Raw genomic sequence first — 17,269 nt, forward strand, 5'->3', positions numbered from 1 at the left:
CCCGCCCCCGTCGATGGCGTATCCGTCACCGTCCAGCGTCTAGACTTCTGCCATCCGCGCAGCTGCCGAGAGGCCGCTGTTCACCTCGGCGACGCGGCCCGGTATAAGGAGTGCCTGGCGCACCTGCCGCCACGCCGTAGAGACAGGAGTCTTCGCAATGAATCTTTCCAGTGGGTCGGGCCCGGTGCCGACCCACCTTCCCGAGCGCCCGGCCGAGGACTACCTCGCCGAACGGGTCGCCACGCTCTTCTCCACCAGCCCTTCGACGGCAGTCGGCAACGTCTTCTCCGGCTCCATGGTGTTCGGGGTCTACCACGCCAGCGCGCCACTGCGCGGGCTGTGCATCTGGCTGGCCATCCTGGTGGTGCTGATGGTGGTGCGCCTGTCCCTGGTGCGCGCCTGGCGTCGTGATCCGCAACGCTTCCCGCCGCTGACCTGGGCGCGCATGACCATGTGCCAGTGCGGCGCCGTGGGCGTGGCCTGGGGTGTCGGCGCCATCTGGCTGATGGGCTATGGCACGCCCTACGAGGACGTGATCTTCGGCTGCATCGCCCTGGCCTCGGTGATGGTCGCCATGAGCAACGTCTCCTATTGGCCGGCGCACCTGGCCTTCCACGTGCCCATGTTCTTCTTCCTCGGCATCGCCTACGGCCGTGACCCGGAGCCCCAAGCGATGTTCCTCGCCGTCTCCGCCTGGGTGGTCTGCCCCTTCATCGCCGAGATGGGCCGGCGTCTGCAGATCCGCTTCAACGAAGCCCTGAAGCTGGCCTGGGAACACCAGGTGCTGGCGCACAAGTACGCCCTGGCCAACCAGGAACTGGCCATCCTCAGCCGCACCGACGACCTCACCCGCATCGCCAACAAGCGCCACCTCGACGAAACCCTGAAACGTGAATGGCACCGCTGCGCGCGCAATCACGAGCACCTGGGCGTGCTGATGCTGGATATCGATCACTTCAAGCTCTACAACGACAGCTACGGCCACCTCGCCGGCGACATCTGCATCCGCCAGGTGGCCGAGGCGATGCGCGCGAGCATCCGCGAGCACTGCGATTTCGTCGCACGCTTCGGCGGTGAGGAGTTCACCGTGGTCATGCCCGGGGCCGACCTGGAAACCGCCTGCGCCATCGCCGAGCGCATCCGCGCGGCCGTGGAGGAGCTGGACCAGCCCCACGCCGGTGCCGAGCGCGGCCACCTCACCGTGAGCATTGGCGTGGCCTCTACCGAGCAGGGCACGGCGATCAGCGAGGAGGCCCTGGTGGGTAACGCCGACGTGGCCCTCTACGCGGCCAAGCACGCCGGGCGCAACCGGGTGGAAGCCTTTCGCGGGCAGTCCACCCTCCTCGCCCCCGTGCACTGAAGGCGCGGGCTTCAGCCCTTGAGAAAGCCCCTGAGCAGCTCGCCCACACGGCCACCCAGCTCCTGGTTGGCCGAGAGTTGCAGCCCGCGCGCCAGCTCGCTGTCCACCACCTGCTCCACCAGCGGGCGCAGCGCCAGCAACTGACGGTTGAGGCCTTCCAGTTCGGCGACATGGGGCAGGCTGGTGCTGAGCAGCGGGTTGACCAGGTGATCGACGATCATCCGCACGATGCCCTCCGCCACCGGCTCAACCTGCTGGCGGATCGTGGCGAACTGCTCCAGCAGCACCAGCAGCGGAATCCCTGAACGGTGCAACTGCACCCCGGCATTGAAGATGCGCGGGTTGAGCACGCGCAGGTGGTCCCCGGCGAACTCGATCAGCCCCAGCTCCTGGGCGATGTCCATGGCTTCATCGGTGAGCTCGTCGCCGAACAGCGCCTGCACCTCGTCGAAGCCCAGGGGCGTGGGCTCCAGCTGGGTCCAGTCGCCGACTATGGCCTGCTCCAGGCCGAGCACATGGGCCAGGTCGCGGCCCTGTTCCCAGGCCTCGAACAGCTCGCGGATGCTGGCAATGCTGTAGCCACGCTCCAGCAACTGGCCGATCAGGCGCAGGCGCGCCAGGTGCTCGCCGCTGTAGATACCCACACGACCCCGGCGCTCGGGCGGTGGCAAGAGCCCGCGATCCTGGTAGGCACGCAGGTTGCGCACGGTGGTACCGGCCTCGCGGGCCAGCTCGTCGACCGTGTATTCCTCACCGGGAACGGGCTCGGGGATGTGCGGCGCCTGGGCGAGCAGGCGCTGCAGGAAACTGGGGGAATTCTTCATGGGCGGATCATATCTCCGTGCCACAACGGCCAACAACAGCGCCGCCAGAGGCCCAACCTATGGCTGGACCTGCCGGCACAGAGGGCCCGCCAAAACCCGGATAACGCCACGCAAGCCCCCTGCCACGGTACTTTGCGGGCAGCGGTAACGCGGTAACAGGCGCACCGGCGAAAGCGCCCCAGCATCTGGCCAGCACCGCATCCCTGGCCGACAATCGATGACATCGAATGATGTAACGATTCAGGCCCGCAGGAGATCCGCCATGCCCGCCACGCACCCCGCCCCCCTTTGCCCGCACCGGGAGGCGAGCCGATGAACGCGCCCCTCACCCTCGAACCCCAGCGCGTGACGGTGCAAGGCGACGGCGTGCGCCTGGCCACCTACCAGTGGGGCAATGCCAAGGGGCCGACCCTGCTGCTGGTGCACGGCTACCCGGACAGCCACGAGGTGTGGCTGCCGCTGGTGCGCGAACTGGCGGCGGACTACCGCATCATCGCCTACGACGTGCGTGGCGCCGGCGCATCGGAGGTGCCGCCGCGCATCCGCGACTACCGCCTGCCGCGCCTGGCCAATGACCTGGAAGCCGTGCTGCGTGCCCTCAGCCCGGATCGCCGCGTGCACCTGGTGGCCCACGACTGGGGCTCGATCCAGAGCTGGGAAGCGGTGACTGAACCGCGTATCCAGCCCCTGCTGGCGTCCTACACCAGCATCTCCGGCCCCTGCCTGGACCACGTCGGCCACTGGATGCGCAGCCGCCTGCGGGAAAAGCGCGTCGGCGCCTACCTGCAGATGATCGGGCAACTGCTCAGCTCCTGGTACATCGCCTTTTTCCACACCCCGCTGCTGCCGGAGCTCACCTGGAAACTGGGACTTGCCCGCGCCTGGCCAGGCCTGCTGCGCCGCGTCGAAGGCATCGCCAAGCCACACGTCAGCAGCACCCAGCTCACCGACGGCCAGCGTGGGGTGAGGCTCTACCGCGCCAATTTCATCAGCAGCCTGTTCCGCCCCCGTGAACGTCACACCGACCTGCCCGTGCACCTGGTCATCCCCACCCGCGACCGCTTCGTGCGTCCGCAGCTGTTCGATGAGCTGACCCGCTGGGCGCCGACCCTGTGGCGCCGCGAAGTGCGCGCCGGCCACTGGCAACTGCTGGCCGAGCCGCAGCGGCTGGCCGGTTGGCTGCGTGAATTCGTCGACCGCGAGGAACCGGCCAGGAGAGCCTCATGAGCACCGAGCACCACCGCCTCGAACAGCGCAAGGTGCGCTTCGACTTCGCCGACACGCCGCTGCACTGGGTACCGGGCGAACCCGAGGCTTCGCACATCATGAACAGCCTGCACCTGATCCTGCCGGCCGGGGAGTTCTGGTTCTGCCGGGTCTACAACAAGGCCCTGCCCCAGGTGACCGACCCGCTGCTGGCCGAGGACGTGCGCGGCTTCGTGCGTCAGGAGGCGCAACACGCCCGCGCCCACGACAGCGCATTGAAACCCTACCTGGAACGCCACGGGCTGGACCCAGCGCCGGTCACCGCCGGCATCTACCGCCTGTTCGACAAGGTGCTCTGCGACCACCCGCTGGGCGAACACCGCCTGAGCCGCTGGCTGCAACCCTGGTGGCTGCGCCAGCGCGTCGGCCTGATCGCCGCCGTGGAACATTTCACCTGCGTGCTGGGCAACTGGATCATCACCACCCGCAGCCTCGACCAGGCCGACCCAGTGATGCTCGACCTGCTGCGCTGGCACGGTGCCGAGGAAGTGGAGCACCGCTGCGTCGCCCATGACCTGCATGTGCACCTGGGCGGCAGCCTGCTGGCGCGGGGGTTCTACATGGTGGTGGCGTGCATCGCGCTGATCACCCTGTTCAGCGTCGGCTCCGCCAGCCTGATGCGCCAGGACCCGGCCACCCGCAAGCGCGCCGGCTTCCTCCGTCACTGGCGCCGCCTGGGCGCCCGCGACACGCTGCCCACGCCCGCCAGCATCGGCCGCGCGGTGCTGCGCTATTACGAACCGGGCTTCCACCCGCGTACCGAAGGCGATCTGTCAGTGGCGCTGAGTTACCTGGAGCGCTCGCCGGCGGCGCAGCGTGCCGCGGCGGAAGCGGGCGCCTGACCTGCAGGCCGGCACCAAGGAATAAGGCCCACCAGCTGGGCCCAGAACGGAGGCATCACTCGTCCAGCTCATCCAGCAGCGGCAGCCCTGCCGCGCGCTCGAGCAGGTCGGTGGGTAGGCTCTTGCTGGCGCGAGCCCCCAACAGCTTGATGTGCTCGACCCGGCTGACGAGGTTGCCGCGCCCGTCCACCAGCTTGTTGCGGGCGGCGGCATAGGCCTTGTCCAGCTGCTGCAGGCGGCTGCCCATTTCGTCCAGGTCCTGCACGAAGGCGACGAACTTGTCGTAGAGGGCCCCGGCGCGCTCGGCGATCTCCCGGGCGTTCTGGCTCTGCCGCTCCTGGCGCCACAGGCTGTCGATGACCCGCAAGGTGGCCAGCAGGGTGGTCGGGCTGACGATGACGATGTGCTGGTCGTACGCTTCCTGGAATAGCCCCGGATCGGCCTGCAAAGCGGCAGCGAACGCGGCCTCGATGGGCACGAAGAGCAGCACGAAATCCAGGCTGTGCAGGCCTTCCAGGCGCTGGTAATCCTTCACCGACAGGCCCTTGAGGTGATTACGCAAGGACAGCACGTGCTGCTTCAGCGCCTGGGCGCGGACGGCCTCGTCTTCGGCGGCAATCAGCGCCTGGTAGGCGGTAAGGCTGACCTTGGCGTCCACCACCACCTGCTTGTCGCCCGGCAGCTGGATCAGCACGTCGGGCTGGAAGCGCTGGCCATCGGCGCTGTTCAGGCTGACCTGGGTCTGGTACTCGCGGCCCTTCTCCAGGCCGGCATGCTCCAGCACCCGTTCCAGCACCAGCTCGCCCCAGTTGCCCTGGGTCTTCTGGCCCTTGAGCGCGCGGGTGAGGTTGGTGGCTTCATCCCCCAGGCGCTGGTTGAGCTGCTGCAGGCGCTCCAGCTCCTTGCCCAGGGAGAAGCGCTCGCGCGCCTCCTGTTGATAACTCTCCTCGACACGCTTCTCGAAGGCCTGGATGCGCTCCTTCAGCGGGTCGAGCATCTGCCCCAGGCGCTGCTGGCTGGTCTCGGCGAAACGCTGCTCGCGCTCATCGAAGATCTTCCCGGCCAGCTCGGCGAACTGGGCGCGCAGGTCATCACGGGCGGCCTGCAGATCGGCCAGGCGCTGGGCGTGTGAATCCTGCTGCTCGCGCAGCTCGGCGGCCAGGGCGGCACGCTCGCTATCCAGGCGACGCAGCTCGCCCTCCTTGCGCTCGCGCTCCTCGCTCCAGGCCGCCTGGGCTTCGCGAGCGGCCTTGCGCTCGACGCCGAGCAGCTCGGCCTCGCGGCGCAACGCTGCCAGTTCGGCCTGTTGGGCGGCGTTGTTCTGGGTGAGTTCGCGGATTTCCACGCGGCTGTCGTCGAGCTGGGCACCGAGCCCGTCCTGGGCCATCTGCGCGGTGGCAAGGCGCTCGTCGAGCAACAGCCGTTCGAGTTCGCCGGCGGCAATGCGGCGTTGCTGATGCCAGGCCAGGCCCAACAGGGGAACAGCGGCGAGCGCGAGGCCGATCAGCAGATTGGGCAGGTCGAAGGGCATGGGGGGCTCCGCGGAAGGATGCCGGGCAGTATACCCAGCGCCCAGGCGGCGGTCAGGCGCTGGGCAGACGGCTCAGCAGGCGCTTGGCCTCGTGGGAACCCTGGGCGGCTGCCTGCTCCAGCCAGTGGCGGGCCTGCTGCAATTCCTGGGTGCGGGGCTGTGCATAAAGGCGGCCCAGTTCGAGCTGGGCGCGGCGATCACCGGCACGCGCGGCCTGGCGCAGCATGTCGAAGCCGATACGGCGATCACGGGTGTTGCCACAGTCGCGGCAGAGCATCTGGCCGAGGCGGCTCTGAGCAGCCACCACGCCCTGACGGGCCGGCTGCTTGAGCAGTTTTCCGGCAAGCCGCTTGACGCTGGCGGCCTGGCCGAGGCGAGGGTTGTCGAGCAACCAGAGGGCCATGCGCAGGGGCAAGCGTTGATTCTGCTGGGCGGTTTCGACGAGTGCTCTGGACTTCATGTAAAGGGGTGTGGCGGCCGGGAAGGTCGCGCACTCTACTCCTTTTTCGCCGCAGGTAAAGTCTTGCCAAGCCTGGGAGCGGCGTTCTAGAGCAAGCGCTCGGGACAATCCACAGAAGCTGTGGATAACTCTGTGGGAAAACAGCGAGAAATCCCCTTCAAACCCGATGAAACGGGCGCTCCCGTCAAATTGACGATTTTTTCACCAACCTGAAAACCCTTTATTTTTCATTGCTTTAATAGAGCGCCACGAAGAATCAAGCGGTTACGCGCGAATGTGACTGCGAAATGACAAGCTGCCTCGCCATTGTGCACAACTCATTCCTGTCAACCCCTGCAGCGCCCCGTTTCAGGGCGCTTCGGCCGCTTTTCCCCGGCGAAAAGCCGTCGGCGGCAAGCCCGTCCAGCGACGAAAGGCTCGGGAGAATGAGCTTTGTTCGGCAAAGCCCAGCAGGTAGGCGATTTCCAGCAGGGCGAAGTCGGTGTGCTGCAGGTAAAGCTGCGCCAGATCCTTGCGCACTTCATCGAGCAGACCGGGCAAGGCCAGGCCGGCTTCCCCCAGGTGGCGACGCAGGATGCGTGCAGTGAGCCCCAGATGCCCGGCCACGTCATCGAGGCCGATCTGCCCCTGCGCCAGGCCGGTGCAAAGCGCCGCACGCACCTCGTTGGCCAGGTTGGCGTCGAGGCGATAGGCCGCCAGGCAGGCTTCGCCCTGGGCGTCCATCAGGCTGCGCAGGTGGGGGTCGGCCTCTCGCAACGGCGTCTGCAGCAGCGCCCTGTGGAAAATCACCGCATTGCGCGTGCAACCACCCTGGACCGGGCAGCCAAGCACCTCGGCATAGACGTCGGCAGCCGTGTCGAGGCGATGGCGGAACTCCACCTGCAAGGGCTGCGCGCGCCCGTCACTCAGCCAGCGACCGAAGGCCAGCCAGCCGGCCAGGGCCATTTCCACCGCCTGGCGGGGCACCCAGGGCAACAAGCGTGGCCGCCAGGTCAGGGCAACCTGCTCGCCCTCCTCCTCCAACCGGGTTTCGCCGATGTCCCAGACCAGTTGCTCGAAACGCTGCAAGCGCTGGATGGCCTCACCCAGCGTGGCGCAGCTCATGGCCGAATAACCGAGCGCCTGGAACGAACGCGGGCGCACGGCCAGGCCCAGGCGCAGGCCGATCAGCGGATCGCCCCCCAGGCGCTCGGCCTGCAACAGCAAGGCGAAGGCCTTGAACAGCGGCAAGCGATAGCCCGGCAACGCCAGCTGCTCCGCCGGGATATCCACAACCCGCAGCAGCTCGCGGACATCCAGGCCGCGCTCTGCCGCCGCAGGCAGCAGCGACTCCACGTAGCTCGCGGCGATGCCGGCGGGGGAGCCGACTAGGGACAGCAGCCGTTGTGGCCAGGATTCGCTCATCGGGCGAGGGCTCATGCCGGCTGCGGCAAGCGACCGTCGACAAGGAACTGGGTCATGCGGAACAGGCGCGGCGTGTCCGGTGCCTGGGCATGCTTGAAGGCGACGTATTCGGCGGTGGTTTCGCAGAGCCAGGGCGTGAGATTGCGCGGCCGCCGCTCGGTGAAGGCTTCAGGGGTGAACAGGGCGATATTGGTGCCCTGCAACGGGCAACGCGCGGAACGGTACTCGAAGGCCTCGACCCCCGCAGCGCGCATGGCGGCACCCAGCGCCTGGCTGGTGCGGTAGTCCACCGGGTCGGCGAGTGCTTCGTCGTGGGCATCGAAAGGCGGCAATTGCAGTTGCACACCGCGCTCGACCTGGAAGCGCGCCTCGAAGGACGAATGCTCGGACAGGATGCGCCCGCTGGGCGGCGGCACCGCCATGCCGCTCCACAGCACGAAGCGGTAGAAGGCCCCTTCGGCCATGGCGGTTTCCAGGCGTGATGCGGCATAGAACAGGCTGGGCTCATGAACGGTGCCGAAGCGCGATCCCCAGCGCAGCGGCGGGTAGCGGAACGGGGTCTTCAGCAGGTAGTGCAGCGGTTCGGCGCTGCGGGGCAGCGGCGGCTTGCTGGTCTCGATGAGCTCCTCCAGCAACGCCTGCTCGGCGAGGTTATCCACCAGCTGCAAGGTCGCCACCTGCTCCTGGCTCTCCACCAGGCGCACCAGGCGGCCACGCAAGGGCCTGATCCGTTCCGAGCCTTGGCAGGTCGTCCAGATATCCATGTCCAGCCTTCCTTCGTTGTTTTTATCGGGGGACGTTCAGATCTTGCCGCGTATGGCGTCCAGGTACTCCACCACCCTTACCAGACCCTGCACCTGGGCCATCAGTTCGAGGGGCACGGCACCCAGGTGGCGGTTCTCGGTGCGCAGGAAATGGCGCATGTCGTCGAGGTTGCCGCCGAACAAGGCGAACAGGGCGCGGTAGGCGCGGATCAGCAGCAGCGCCAGCTCGCCGGTCTTGCTCTGTGGGCGGATGCCGCCGCTGTCCGCCCAGCGGGTGATGGCGGTACGGTGCACCCCGACGATGTCGGCCAGTTGCTGCTGGGTCAGCCCCAGTTGCTCACGGGTATTGAGCAGGGCCTTGGCCAATACGGCATCGGGATCGAGGGTGGGGCGGCTGAGGGCGCTCATGGGATTCCTCCGTGCGTTTGCATCAATATAAAGCAAATATGCTGCAAACACACAAAATACAATCCCCTCCTCTTCACCGATTGGCAGCCGTAGAATGCACCCTTCGCCGCAGGAACCTTCGCCATGGACAAAGCCCGTATCCAGCACTTGATCATCGACACGCTCACGCACGATCTGGAGCTGCTGCAACGTGCCGCACAGACGGCTTATGAAGCAGCGACCCATGAAGAGAACGTCGCCGAGAACAAGTACGACACCCTGGGCCTGGAAGCCTCCTACCTGGCTACCGGGCAAGCCCGCCGCGCGGCCGAGATCAAGCAGGCGATCGGGCTGTTCCAGAACCTGGTGCTGCGTGAACACGACCCGGCCCTCGGCATCCAGCTCAGCGCACTGGTGCACCTGGAGGCCGAGAACGGAAGCGGCCAGCTACTCTTCCTCGGCCCGGAAGCTGCCGGGCTGAAAGTGCAGGGCGAAGACGGAGAAGTCACCGTGATCACCCCGCGCTCCCCGCTGGGGCAGGCCTTGCTGGGCAAGGGCGCTGGCGCGGAGATCACCCTGGTGATCGGCGGCACTCGGCAATGCTATGAGGTGATAGCAGCCCATTGAGATCGAACCTGGCACGCCCGGATCGGTCCATTGGCCACACAGGAGGTCCCCATGCCCACTCGCAGCCGCACGCTTCACGTCAGCCTCAACCCGGTGAAACTGGTGCTCTGCATCGCCCTGGGCATCTGGCTCGGTTTCGTCGCCGTTGCCGGCACCGCCTGGTTCGGTTATCGCCACCTGGTGAGAGCCGCCTGGGAGCAAGTGGGCCAGAGCGCTACCGCCCCCTTGGGTTCGCCGGTGGGGCCTGCCCCCACACCTGCACCCGCCCCACAAAGCAACGCGCAGATGTTCGAGCGCTACCAGCAGAACCAGGGCGCTGCCCAGCAGCGCGACAACGCCCGTATCGAAGAGGCGGAACGCCTGGCCAGCCCCAAGTGCCAGTTCTGGACCGCCCAGCAGCGCAACGCGCCCAATGAGAAAGCCCGGCAGAACATGGAGCGCTTCTGCAACTGAGGCAACCCCGCCGCACGTCGTTCGACCCGCACTTTATTGCGCCCCAGCTGCCGAAGTTTTCAAGCACCGGCGCATTTCGCCCAAAGGAGCCGGCCAGCCGACCGAAGGCGGGGCCTGTCAGGGAAGCGTCACGGATGCCGGACTAAACTCCAGATGTGTGCCCATCTGCGGGCACCGAGGCGGTTAGCGATGAGTCCTGAAGCCTTTATCGTGTTGTTGATCCTGGGTTGGCTACTGGTAGCCGTTGCGATGCTCTGGGCCATGCTCAGAATCACCCATCACCACCATCACCCCACCACCCGAGCGCCACGTGAGCAGGTCGAACACCCGACCAGCGGGCGCAAACCCCGGCAAGCGACCGTACCCCATCACTGAGGTACGGCCTCCCCCCCTCACGCCAATGGCTGCCAGCGCTCCGGTCGACGGAAGCTGTGGGTGACCACGCCGCGGATCATCCAATCCTGCTCGGGCGAGAGGTTCAGCGCGGGGTAACGGGCGTTCTCCGCCATCAGCACGCGGCGCCCGTCCTCGTGGCGCAATCGGCGTATGTAGAAATCCCCCTCGATGACCGCCACCACCAGGCTGCCGTCGACGGCTACGCGGGAGCGATCCGCCAGCAGCAGGTCACCGGCGACCAGGCCCATGCCGTCCATGCTGTCGTCTTCCAGACGCACGGTGAAGGTTTGCGGAATGTCGATGCCCAGGAGCTCGTCCAGGCTGACGCAGCCTTCCAGGCGCAAGCGCACCGGCCCTTTGGCGTTTTCATCGATGGCGAGGGTGTAAAGCGGGAGTTTGGCGAATGACGGCCCCAAGCGGCCGATGATGCGGACGTTACCCATGGCGGAGCCCCCATATACTGTTCATGCATACAGTATTTGCGCGCCTGGGCTTCGTCAATGGGGAGCTTGCGCCGGGATACCCGGCGCAAGTTAGATCAGGCGTTACTTGATGTAGGCATCACCCCAACGCTCGATATCGCGTACCGCGGCCTTGCGCAGGGTTGCGCCCTGGGCCTTCTTCGCCGCTGCGATTTCGTCGTCGATGATCTTGGTGGAAATCGACAGCCAGCTGGTGGCGAACGCCATGGCGTCACCATTGATCTCCAGTGCATCGAGATCGATGTTCGCCGTGCTGTCACAGGCACTGTGGTAGCAGGGGTCGAACGGCTGGCCGGCGGCTCCGCCATATTTCTGCGCCTGCTCTTCGGTCTTGATGTCCTCGGCGCCGGTGAACAAGCCACCGAAGGCGATGCCATCCTCGAAGAACTGCGCATAGTCGGAGCGGAAGTCGATCTCGGTGCCTTCGAACTGCGCACGGCGCAGCTTGAAGTAGGCCTCGAACAGATGCTCGATCGCCGCCGAACCGGCCGGCCCCTTCAGGCCGAAGGAAGAACCGTCGCCGTCATAGATGAAGTTCGCGTAGTTCGGCGAGCCGATCATGTCGAAGTTCAGGTAGGCCTTGATCTTCTTCTTCTCCTCGGGGGTGAGGTTGTTGACGTAGTAGGTCGAGCCCACCAGCCCGGATTCCTCGGCGCCCCACCAGGCGAAACGCACCTTGTTCAGCGGGTAGGCCTTGCGCAGCAGCACGGCCATCTCCAGCAGCGCGGCGCTGCCGGAACCGTTGTCGTTGATGCCTGCGCCCTCGAACACGGAGTCCAGGTGCGAACCGACCATCACCACGTTGTTCGGGTTGCCGTAGCGAGTCTCGGCCACCAGGTTGTAGGTCTGGGTCTTGGAGCGCACCACATCGACCACCATGCGCAGTTGCAGGCCTTCAGTACCAGCCCAGGCGGCGCCGTTGTCGTAGGTGGCGAAGATCACCGGGATGCCGCCTTCGTAGCCATCACCCAGGGTGACGTTCTCCAGGCCCTTGCGGTCGTCGGTGTTGCCCTGGTTGAAGATGATCACCCCGGCAGCACCGGCGGCGGCGGCGTTCTCGGCCTTCATCTCGAAGTTGCAGGTGCCCCGCTGGATCAGCGCGATGGAACCGCTGGGGAAGTTGGCGAAGTCTTCCGCCTCGCAGCCGCTGGAGGAGTTGTTGCCCGCTCCCAGGGCCACGTCCACGGGCACCACCTTGGCGCTCACGTCACCGGCTTCGGTTTGCGAGAGGTAAGTGAAGTCCGTATCCCAGACGTAGTTGCCAGGGGTTGGTGTGACTGCGTTCAGGGTGCCCGGCCCTTTCGGGTAGTAGGCGGTGAAGGGGAACGGCTGCACCGTCACCTTGTAGCCGGCCTTCTGCAGGGTCTTCTTCACATAGTCAATGGACGCCTGGTAGCCAGGCTGCCCAGCGGCGCGGTTGCCGCCATTGAGGCTGGCGATGTCCTGTAGCGCCTGGAGCCGGGTGAAGATGTTGCTCGCCTGCAGGCAGCGCGGCAGGCCGAGCGGCGTGCCGACCAGCAAGGGCGAGTTGCAGATGGAAGGGTTGGGTTTGCCGGGACTCCAGAATTCCTTGAATTCGGCGTCTGCGGCGGGGCTGGCGAAGGAAGCGGTGGAAACGGCGAAAGCGAGGGAACCGACAACACGTCTGAAATTATTTTTCATGCTGACTCCAATCCTTTTGAAGTGGTTGTAGGCAGGCCTGAAATGGCATTGCGCCACTGTCCGGTACTTCATCCTTCGGACGGCCTAAAACCTAGACTGGAGGGTGTAGCCGGGGTTCTTCGCGCGTGACGGGGAAAACGTGCACTTTGTCGCTTTTTCGATACAAAAAGGCGCAAGCTGCGACGAACGTTTCGGAAAATGAACTCATTTTGATATCAATAAAATGTCTTTTGGCCATCATTTCGGGAGCGGTGCAGGGTGACCGACGCGGCAACGGCTCCGAAGGATCACGGAGCACCGAAGAAGGATTCAGGGGCCTTGCTTGACCAGGTACCAATCTGTGGCCCTTGAGCTCCTGCTCGGCACGACGGTGTCGTCCCCGTAGGCGTAAGCCGGATCAGAGGCCTTGTACAGCGGCAGTACCTCGATCTCGCTGGCTTCCTGCTCGGTTTTCAGCCGGGCGCGCTACCATCCCGGCCCCACACCCTGGATCAACTGCAGGAAGCCCATGAGCAGCACCCCGGACATCACCCTTCACACCGCACCGGTAGCCGATTCGGACCTCGACTTTGTGTTCACCTTCGAGCGGCAGCAGGTAGTGGACCGGGTCATTCGCTTGCAGGCGGGCCACGCGGTGGAGAGCGCCGATCCCTTCATCGACGACTGGTCCCCGGCCGACCGCCAGGAAGTGAAGGACACGCTGCGGGCCGCTCTGGCCAACGGCGGCTTGGTCTGCCTGGCGACCCGCCTGGGGCGGGTCGTCGGCTTCGCCTGTGTGGACGGCGCGCCTATAGAACCCACCGGGCGCTACCGGCCATTGAAGGAGTTCCATGTCGAGGCCACCAAGCGTGGCAGGGGCGTCGGGCGCCTGCTGTTTGCCCGCTGTCTCGAAGAGGCCCGCCACAAGGGCATCCAGCGCCTGTATGTCTCGTCCCACTCGGCGAGGGAGACGGTGCGGTTCTACCAGCGTCAGGGTTGTGTGGATGCGCAGTGGTTGTGGCCGGAACAGGCTGAGCGGGAGCCTTGCGACTATCCGATGGAGTACGAGGTTGGGCGATGAGCAGCTCTGCTTGTCTGGCATTCCCTTGCCCATGAACCTGGCGAAGCATGGCATCCACTATTCAGGAATGCGCTGGCGTTCGTCCGGTCTCAGCTGCCGGGAGCACGACTGGAGAAGCCAGGCGCTTAGGCAGAAGCGATACAGCGCTGGGCGGAAAGCTGCGGGTCACAGCCCGTGGTCACTCAGCGCTGGATGGCGATAAATCTGGATGGGTGTCGTCATAGGCCGGGCTTGTCTGCCCGATCTCGGGTGCAATCTGGCCGCAAGCCAGCCAGAACGCGTACTGGGGATAGGCCTTCACAAGCACGTCGATCTCTTCCGTGCTGACTCTCACCGCACCTTTGCTGACGCTTCGCCAACGGTCGTGGTTGCCTCCACCCAGTTCACTGGCCTTTTTCGGCCCCAGCCGCTTGATCAACGCTCGTGCTCTATCGCCCGCTGTCTGCATAAAACGTCTTTAACGTTACCGTCTCAAAACTCAATACTAATAGAGGCTGCGTCTTTCCAGCTCGCCTTGTAGCCCGCTTCAGACAGCTCTTGCAGGACACCGCTCATGAGGAGAGACAGGTGAGCCTCCGGAAGCCCGAAGTTCAATCCCAGGTCTTCGACATCAACCTTCGCACCGTCATGACCAAGCCTGACGGCGTACGAGATGGCTTCAATCGCTCTTCTACGAATCTCGTCCGGCAATCCCGCTCTCGCCATCAGCGCCAACTCCCTTGCTCTGGCAGCTGGCATCAGCTTCTCGGTGGCGAACTCTCCAAGAAAGCTGGCTTCGATGCGAGCAATTAGCTCGGCGTTCAGTGATCGGCCTGAATTCTTTGCTGCCAGCTCCACTTGGGCGCGCAACTCGATAGGCATTCTCAGTTTGAATTGGGGGTCTTCTCTGCTCATCCGCGGGAGGATGTACCACCGTGGTATTGACAGCAATAGAACCACCGTGGTCCCATTCAACAAAGTGAACCACCGTGATCCTATCAAGAGCACTCGGAGTCGACTCATGCACCCGAAAGACTTCTTTACGGCTCCCCTGCCCATCCACGGAAAGTGCACGGGTCCATTCAGCGCTTGGGATTCCGAAGGGGAAGAAACATGAACAACCAGCCCTTGAACACCGCCAGGGCCCTGGCAAACCTGGGACAGACGGTAGTAATGGAGCTGCACTGGGAAGAGGTGCCGCACCCGCTGTTCTGCTGCTACCACATCGTGGGCGTGGTGGTGCCGGTGGAGGGGATTTGCGAGGAGGGCTACTTCCTGGTGAAGAACGCGCTGGCGCCGGGGCCGTTCCCGGATGAGCTGTTCTGGTCGAACATCCTCCGGATGAAGGTGCTGGTACAGCGCCCCGCGCCAGCGCCAGGCGCGCGCGGGCATGCCTGAAAGCACAAAGCCCCTGGCTCTCGCGAACCAGGGGCTTTGTTGTATATGGCGGGAAGATAGGGATTTGAACCCTAGGTGCCATTGCTGGCACAACGGATTTCGAATCCGTCCCGTTCGGCCACTCCGGCATCTTCCCGAACGGCGCGCATGATACCAGCTGAAAGGCGTTTGGCGAAGCCCGCCGAGGCAATTTTTTCGCGTGCATTCAGATGCTTGCGTATTGCCCGGGCTGGCAGCCCTGCCGCTGGGATCAGGCGGTGAGCTTGGTCAGGGCTTCGCGGTACTTGTCGGCGGTCTTCTGCGCGACGTCGGCGGGTACGGCGGGGGCCGGCGGCTCCTTGTTCCAGCCGGTGGATTCGAGCCAGTCGCGGACGAACTGCTTGTCGAAGCTGGGCGGGTTGCTGCCTTCGACGTAGCTCTCCACCGGCCAGAAGCGGCTGGAATCGGGGGTCAGCACTTCGTCCATCAGGGTCAGGGTGCCGTCTTCGTCGATACCGAACTCGAACTTGGTGTCGGCGATGATGATGCCGCGGGTGGCCGCGTATTCGACGGCAGTGCTGTAGAGAGCGATAGCGGTGTCGCGCACCTTGGCGGCCAGCTCCTTGCCGATGATGGCTTCGCACCGCTCGAAGGAGATGTTCTCGTCATGGTCGCCCACGGCGGCCTTGGTCGAGGGGGTGAAGATCGGCTGGGGCAGCTTGGAGGCTTCCTTGAGGCCGGCGGGCAACTGGATGCCGCAGACGGTGCCGCTCTTCTGGTACTCCTTCCAGCCGGAACCGACGATGTAGCCACGCACGATGGCTTCGACGGCAACGGGCTTGAGGCGCTTGGCGACCACGGCGCGGCCTTCCACCAGCGGCAGCTCGGCGGCGGGGACCACGTCCTCGACCTTGTCGCCGGTGAAGTGGTTGGGCACCACGTCGGCGAGCTTGTCGAACCAGAAGTTGGAGATGGCGGTGAGGATCTTGCCCTTGTCCGGGATCGGCTGTTCGAGGATGACATCGAAGGCCGAGAGCCGGTCGGTGGCGACCATGAGCATGCGCTTGGCATCGATCTCATAGAGGTCGCGGACTTTACCGGAGTAGATCTTCTTCAGGCTCAGGGTGCTGGGAGTGGTCATGGGGATTTTCCGCCTCTGTTAAACGAAACAGGCGAAACCTGCGGGGTTTCGCCTATTGTCTTGCCGCCGCGCCCTGGGGCGCGTCGACTGGAGCCCGGGTGAAGGTTGCCCGCCACCCGGTCGGTCCGGCCTCAGCCGAGGTTTTCCTGGATCAGGCCCAGCACACGGCGCGCCACATCGGCGGGTGCCACGGTGTTGATGTCCTTCTCCACGGTGACCTGCACGCTGTCGCCGACGCGGGTCAGGCGGACCTGGTAACGGTCGGCGCGGGCTTCGATCTCTTCCTTGCTGGGCGCGCTGCCCCACAGGCGGCTGAAGAAACCGGGTTCCTGGTCCTTCTCCGCGCCTTCGGCGAGGTTGATGTAGTACACGCCCAGGCTGCGGTTGATGTCGTCGACGCGGACGTCGGCCACTTCCAGGGCACGGCCCACGCTCGACCAGGAACGGTCGAAGTCGGCGCCCAGGTTGAGGATCGGGTTACCGCTGCCGTCTTCGGACAGGGTCACGCGGCTCGGCGCATCGAAGTCGCGGGCGGCCAGCAGGGACACGGAACCACCCTGCTCGGCGCTGCGCGCCATGGTGGCGAGCATTTCGTCCATCAGCGCGGCCTCGAGGCTCGGGCTGTCGGAACGGCTCGGCCAGCCGGTGTCGGCGGTGCTGCCTGCCGGACGGGTGGTGGTGAGGACGAAGATCTCGCTGGTGTTGCGCTGCACACCCGGCTCGATGCGTACGCGGGCACGCACTTCGCTGTCGGGCTCGACACCGCTCACGCGGCTGCCGAGGCGGCGTGCCAGGGGAGCGGAGAGCTGATCCAGGCGCTGCCAGCCGGTGCTGAACTCACCGGTCTGCGGGCGCTCGTCGACGACCTTGAAGCCGCCGTCTTCGAAGAACTGGCGCGCGACCGGCCAGACTTCTGCCGGGACGCGCTGGGCAACCACCCAGCGGGAGTCGCCGCTCTTCTGCAGGCTGTAGTCGCTGACCTCGCCCTTGACCTGCAGGGGCTGCGGGCGCGGGACTTCATAGTCGGCATCGTTGCGGCTGTCGGCGACGTTCACCGGCACCGGCAGCAACGGGTCAAGACGTTTGGATTGGGCATCCGGGGGCAGCTGCATGGGCGCGGTCTGGCGCGCTTCCAGGTAGTCGTTGCCGCGGTCGCGGAAATAGCCATCTTCGCCCCAAAGCCAGCCGCAGCCGCTGGTGCTGGAGATCATCAGGGCGAGAGCGGAAAGTCCGGCCAGTCGCTTCATGCGTAGT

At 65.5% G+C, this 17,269-nt stretch carries 19 protein-coding genes and 1 tRNA gene; 7 read left to right on the top strand and 13 right to left on the bottom strand.

Annotated elements, in window-relative coordinates; translation table 11 throughout:
* The first annotated feature begins 157 nt into the window (after positions 1–157).
* Positions 158–1,360, top strand: a complete 1,203-nt coding sequence (locus tag PI990_RS23915; RefSeq protein ID WP_271658679.1) for a GGDEF domain-containing protein — start codon at positions 158–160, stop codon at positions 1,358–1,360.
* Between the two features lie 11 nt (positions 1,361–1,371).
* On the opposite strand, the gene PI990_RS23920 is transcribed toward PI990_RS23915, so the two are convergent.
* Positions 1,372–2,184: a MerR family transcriptional regulator gene (locus PI990_RS23920; protein WP_271658680.1), complete on the bottom strand. Its 813-nt coding sequence runs from the start codon at positions 2,182–2,184 to the stop codon at positions 1,372–1,374.
* Positions 2,185–2,496: 312 nt separating this feature from the next.
* On the opposite strand from PI990_RS23920, the gene PI990_RS23925 reads away from it, so the two are divergent.
* Both PI990_RS23925 and PI990_RS23930 read left to right on the top strand, forming a co-directional pair.
* On the top strand, positions 2,497–3,411 hold the full coding sequence (locus PI990_RS23925) for an alpha/beta fold hydrolase (RefSeq protein ID WP_184487759.1): 915 nt from the start codon (positions 2,497–2,499) through the stop codon (positions 3,409–3,411).
* Positions 3,408–4,292, top strand: a complete 885-nt coding sequence (locus PI990_RS23930) for a metal-dependent hydrolase (RefSeq protein ID WP_043243092.1) — start codon at positions 3,408–3,410, stop codon at positions 4,290–4,292. The genes PI990_RS23925 and PI990_RS23930 overlap by 4 nt, the downstream gene beginning before the upstream one ends.
* A gap of 55 nt (positions 4,293–4,347) precedes the next feature.
* Here the strand turns inward: PI990_RS23930 and rmuC are convergent, their stop codons facing one another.
* The 5 genes from rmuC to PI990_RS23955 form a co-directional block, all read right to left on the bottom strand.
* A complete protein-coding gene (gene rmuC, locus PI990_RS23935) occupies positions 4,348–5,709 on the bottom strand; it encodes a DNA recombination protein RmuC (protein ID WP_271661348.1) in 1,362 nt (453 codons plus the stop codon).
* Positions 5,710–5,875: 166 nt separating this feature from the next.
* Positions 5,876–6,283 carry a tetratricopeptide repeat protein gene (locus PI990_RS23940; RefSeq protein WP_021221395.1) on the bottom strand — a complete coding sequence of 136 codons (408 nt, stop codon included), beginning with the start codon at positions 6,281–6,283 and terminating at the stop codon, positions 5,876–5,878.
* Positions 6,284–6,631: 348 nt separating this feature from the next.
* The gene (locus tag PI990_RS23945; protein ID WP_271658681.1) at positions 6,632–7,687 is read right to left on the bottom strand and encodes an AraC family transcriptional regulator; all 1,056 of its coding nucleotides are present in this window, start codon (positions 7,685–7,687) and stop codon (positions 6,632–6,634) included.
* 11 nt (positions 7,688–7,698) lie between these two features.
* Complete coding sequence (locus PI990_RS23950; protein WP_271658682.1) at positions 7,699–8,451, bottom strand: RES family NAD+ phosphorylase; 753 nt, start codon at positions 8,449–8,451, stop codon at positions 7,699–7,701.
* Positions 8,452–8,487: 36 nt separating this feature from the next.
* On the bottom strand, positions 8,488–8,859 hold the full coding sequence (locus PI990_RS23955; RefSeq protein ID WP_021221398.1) for an antitoxin Xre/MbcA/ParS toxin-binding domain-containing protein: 372 nt from the start codon (positions 8,857–8,859) through the stop codon (positions 8,488–8,490).
* A gap of 123 nt (positions 8,860–8,982) precedes the next feature.
* On the opposite strand from PI990_RS23955, the gene PI990_RS23960 reads away from it, so the two are divergent.
* Both PI990_RS23960 and PI990_RS23965 read left to right on the top strand, forming a co-directional pair.
* The gene (locus PI990_RS23960; RefSeq protein WP_271658683.1) at positions 8,983–9,465 is read left to right on the top strand and encodes a GreA/GreB family elongation factor; all 483 of its coding nucleotides are present in this window, start codon (positions 8,983–8,985) and stop codon (positions 9,463–9,465) included.
* A 51-nt stretch (positions 9,466–9,516) separates the two neighbouring features.
* The gene (locus PI990_RS23965) at positions 9,517–9,918 is read left to right on the top strand and encodes a hypothetical protein (RefSeq protein ID WP_271658684.1); all 402 of its coding nucleotides are present in this window, start codon (positions 9,517–9,519) and stop codon (positions 9,916–9,918) included.
* A gap of 392 nt (positions 9,919–10,310) precedes the next feature.
* On the opposite strand, the gene PI990_RS23975 is transcribed toward PI990_RS23965, so the two are convergent.
* Together PI990_RS23975 and PI990_RS23980 are read right to left on the bottom strand one after the other, a co-directional pair.
* The gene (locus PI990_RS23975; RefSeq protein WP_265169509.1) at positions 10,311–10,757 is read right to left on the bottom strand and encodes a LexA family protein; all 447 of its coding nucleotides are present in this window, start codon (positions 10,755–10,757) and stop codon (positions 10,311–10,313) included.
* A gap of 102 nt (positions 10,758–10,859) precedes the next feature.
* The gene (locus tag PI990_RS23980) at positions 10,860–12,458 is read right to left on the bottom strand and encodes a M28 family metallopeptidase (protein WP_271658685.1); all 1,599 of its coding nucleotides are present in this window, start codon (positions 12,456–12,458) and stop codon (positions 10,860–10,862) included.
* A 508-nt stretch (positions 12,459–12,966) separates the two neighbouring features.
* Between PI990_RS23980 and PI990_RS23985 the strand changes: the two genes are divergently transcribed.
* A complete protein-coding gene (locus tag PI990_RS23985; RefSeq protein WP_271658686.1) occupies positions 12,967–13,518 on the top strand; it encodes a GNAT family N-acetyltransferase in 552 nt (183 codons plus the stop codon).
* Positions 13,519–13,696: 178 nt separating this feature from the next.
* Here PI990_RS23985 and PI990_RS23990 read toward each other — a convergent pair whose 3' ends face one another.
* Positions 13,697–13,936 carry a DNA-binding protein gene (locus PI990_RS23990; protein ID WP_081672337.1) on the bottom strand — a complete coding sequence of 80 codons (240 nt, stop codon included), beginning with the start codon at positions 13,934–13,936 and terminating at the stop codon, positions 13,697–13,699.
* Positions 13,937–13,989: 53 nt separating this feature from the next.
* Positions 13,990–14,379: an Arc family DNA-binding protein gene (locus PI990_RS23995; protein ID WP_271658687.1), complete on the bottom strand. Its 390-nt coding sequence runs from the start codon at positions 14,377–14,379 to the stop codon at positions 13,990–13,992.
* A 231-nt stretch (positions 14,380–14,610) separates the two neighbouring features.
* Here PI990_RS23995 and PI990_RS24000 point away from each other — a divergent pair, with 231 nt between their 5' ends.
* Positions 14,611–14,895, top strand: a complete 285-nt coding sequence (locus PI990_RS24000) for a hypothetical protein (RefSeq protein WP_271658688.1) — start codon at positions 14,611–14,613, stop codon at positions 14,893–14,895.
* A gap of 46 nt (positions 14,896–14,941) precedes the next feature.
* Here the strand turns inward: PI990_RS24000 and PI990_RS24005 are convergent.
* The 3 genes from PI990_RS24005 to bamC all read right to left on the bottom strand — a co-directional run bounded on the left by PI990_RS24005 (position 14,942) and on the right by bamC (position 17,262).
* Positions 14,942–15,031: transfer RNA gene (locus PI990_RS24005), tRNA-Ser, on the bottom strand.
* Between the two features lie 114 nt (positions 15,032–15,145).
* Entirely contained in the window at positions 15,146–16,015 is an 870-nt protein-coding gene (locus PI990_RS24010) for a phosphoribosylaminoimidazolesuccinocarboxamide synthase (protein ID WP_271658689.1), read from the bottom strand.
* Between the two features lie 131 nt (positions 16,016–16,146).
* Positions 16,147–17,262 (bottom strand): outer membrane protein assembly factor BamC, encoded by a 1,116-nt coding sequence (bamC, locus tag PI990_RS24015; protein ID WP_021221406.1) that lies wholly within the window; start codon positions 17,260–17,262, stop codon positions 16,147–16,149.
* Positions 17,263–17,269 lie beyond the last annotated feature (7 nt).

Source organism: Pseudomonas sp. TUM22785, from assembly GCF_028198105.1.
In the GTDB taxonomy this organism is placed as follows: domain Bacteria; phylum Pseudomonadota; class Gammaproteobacteria; order Pseudomonadales; family Pseudomonadaceae; genus Metapseudomonas; species Metapseudomonas solani.

What these genes read in the sequence shown, in the direction of transcription:
- PI990_RS23915 (WP_271658679.1), top strand. Translation starts at nt 158, where the DNA reads ATGAATCTTTCCAGTGGGTCGGGCCCGGTGCCGACCCACCTTCCCGAG.
- PI990_RS23920 (WP_271658680.1), bottom strand. Translation starts at nt 2,184, where the DNA reads ATGAAGAATTCCCCCAGTTTCCTGCAGCGCCTGCTCGCCCAGGCGCCG.
- PI990_RS23925 (WP_184487759.1), top strand. Translation starts at nt 2,497, where the DNA reads ATGAACGCGCCCCTCACCCTCGAACCCCAGCGCGTGACGGTGCAAGGC.
- PI990_RS23930 (WP_043243092.1), top strand. Translation starts at nt 3,408, where the DNA reads ATGAGCACCGAGCACCACCGCCTCGAACAGCGCAAGGTGCGCTTCGAC.
- PI990_RS23940 (WP_021221395.1), bottom strand. Translation starts at nt 6,283, where the DNA reads ATGAAGTCCAGAGCACTCGTCGAAACCGCCCAGCAGAATCAACGCTTG.
- PI990_RS23945 (WP_271658681.1), bottom strand. Translation starts at nt 7,687, where the DNA reads ATGAGCGAATCCTGGCCACAACGGCTGCTGTCCCTAGTCGGCTCCCCC.
- PI990_RS23950 (WP_271658682.1), bottom strand. Translation starts at nt 8,451, where the DNA reads ATGGATATCTGGACGACCTGCCAAGGCTCGGAACGGATCAGGCCCTTG.
- PI990_RS23955 (WP_021221398.1), bottom strand. Translation starts at nt 8,859, where the DNA reads ATGAGCGCCCTCAGCCGCCCCACCCTCGATCCCGATGCCGTATTGGCC.
- PI990_RS23960 (WP_271658683.1), top strand. Translation starts at nt 8,983, where the DNA reads ATGGACAAAGCCCGTATCCAGCACTTGATCATCGACACGCTCACGCAC.
- PI990_RS23965 (WP_271658684.1), top strand. Translation starts at nt 9,517, where the DNA reads ATGCCCACTCGCAGCCGCACGCTTCACGTCAGCCTCAACCCGGTGAAA.
- PI990_RS23975 (WP_265169509.1), bottom strand. Translation starts at nt 10,757, where the DNA reads ATGGGTAACGTCCGCATCATCGGCCGCTTGGGGCCGTCATTCGCCAAA.
- PI990_RS23980 (WP_271658685.1), bottom strand. Translation starts at nt 12,458, where the DNA reads ATGAAAAATAATTTCAGACGTGTTGTCGGTTCCCTCGCTTTCGCCGTT.
- PI990_RS23985 (WP_271658686.1), top strand. Translation starts at nt 12,967, where the DNA reads ATGAGCAGCACCCCGGACATCACCCTTCACACCGCACCGGTAGCCGAT.
- PI990_RS23995 (WP_271658687.1), bottom strand. Translation starts at nt 14,379, where the DNA reads ATGCCTATCGAGTTGCGCGCCCAAGTGGAGCTGGCAGCAAAGAATTCA.
- PI990_RS24000 (WP_271658688.1), top strand. Translation starts at nt 14,611, where the DNA reads ATGAACAACCAGCCCTTGAACACCGCCAGGGCCCTGGCAAACCTGGGA.
- PI990_RS24010 (WP_271658689.1), bottom strand. Translation starts at nt 16,015, where the DNA reads ATGACCACTCCCAGCACCCTGAGCCTGAAGAAGATCTACTCCGGTAAA.
- bamC (WP_021221406.1), bottom strand. Translation starts at nt 17,262, where the DNA reads ATGAAGCGACTGGCCGGACTTTCCGCTCTCGCCCTGATGATCTCCAGC.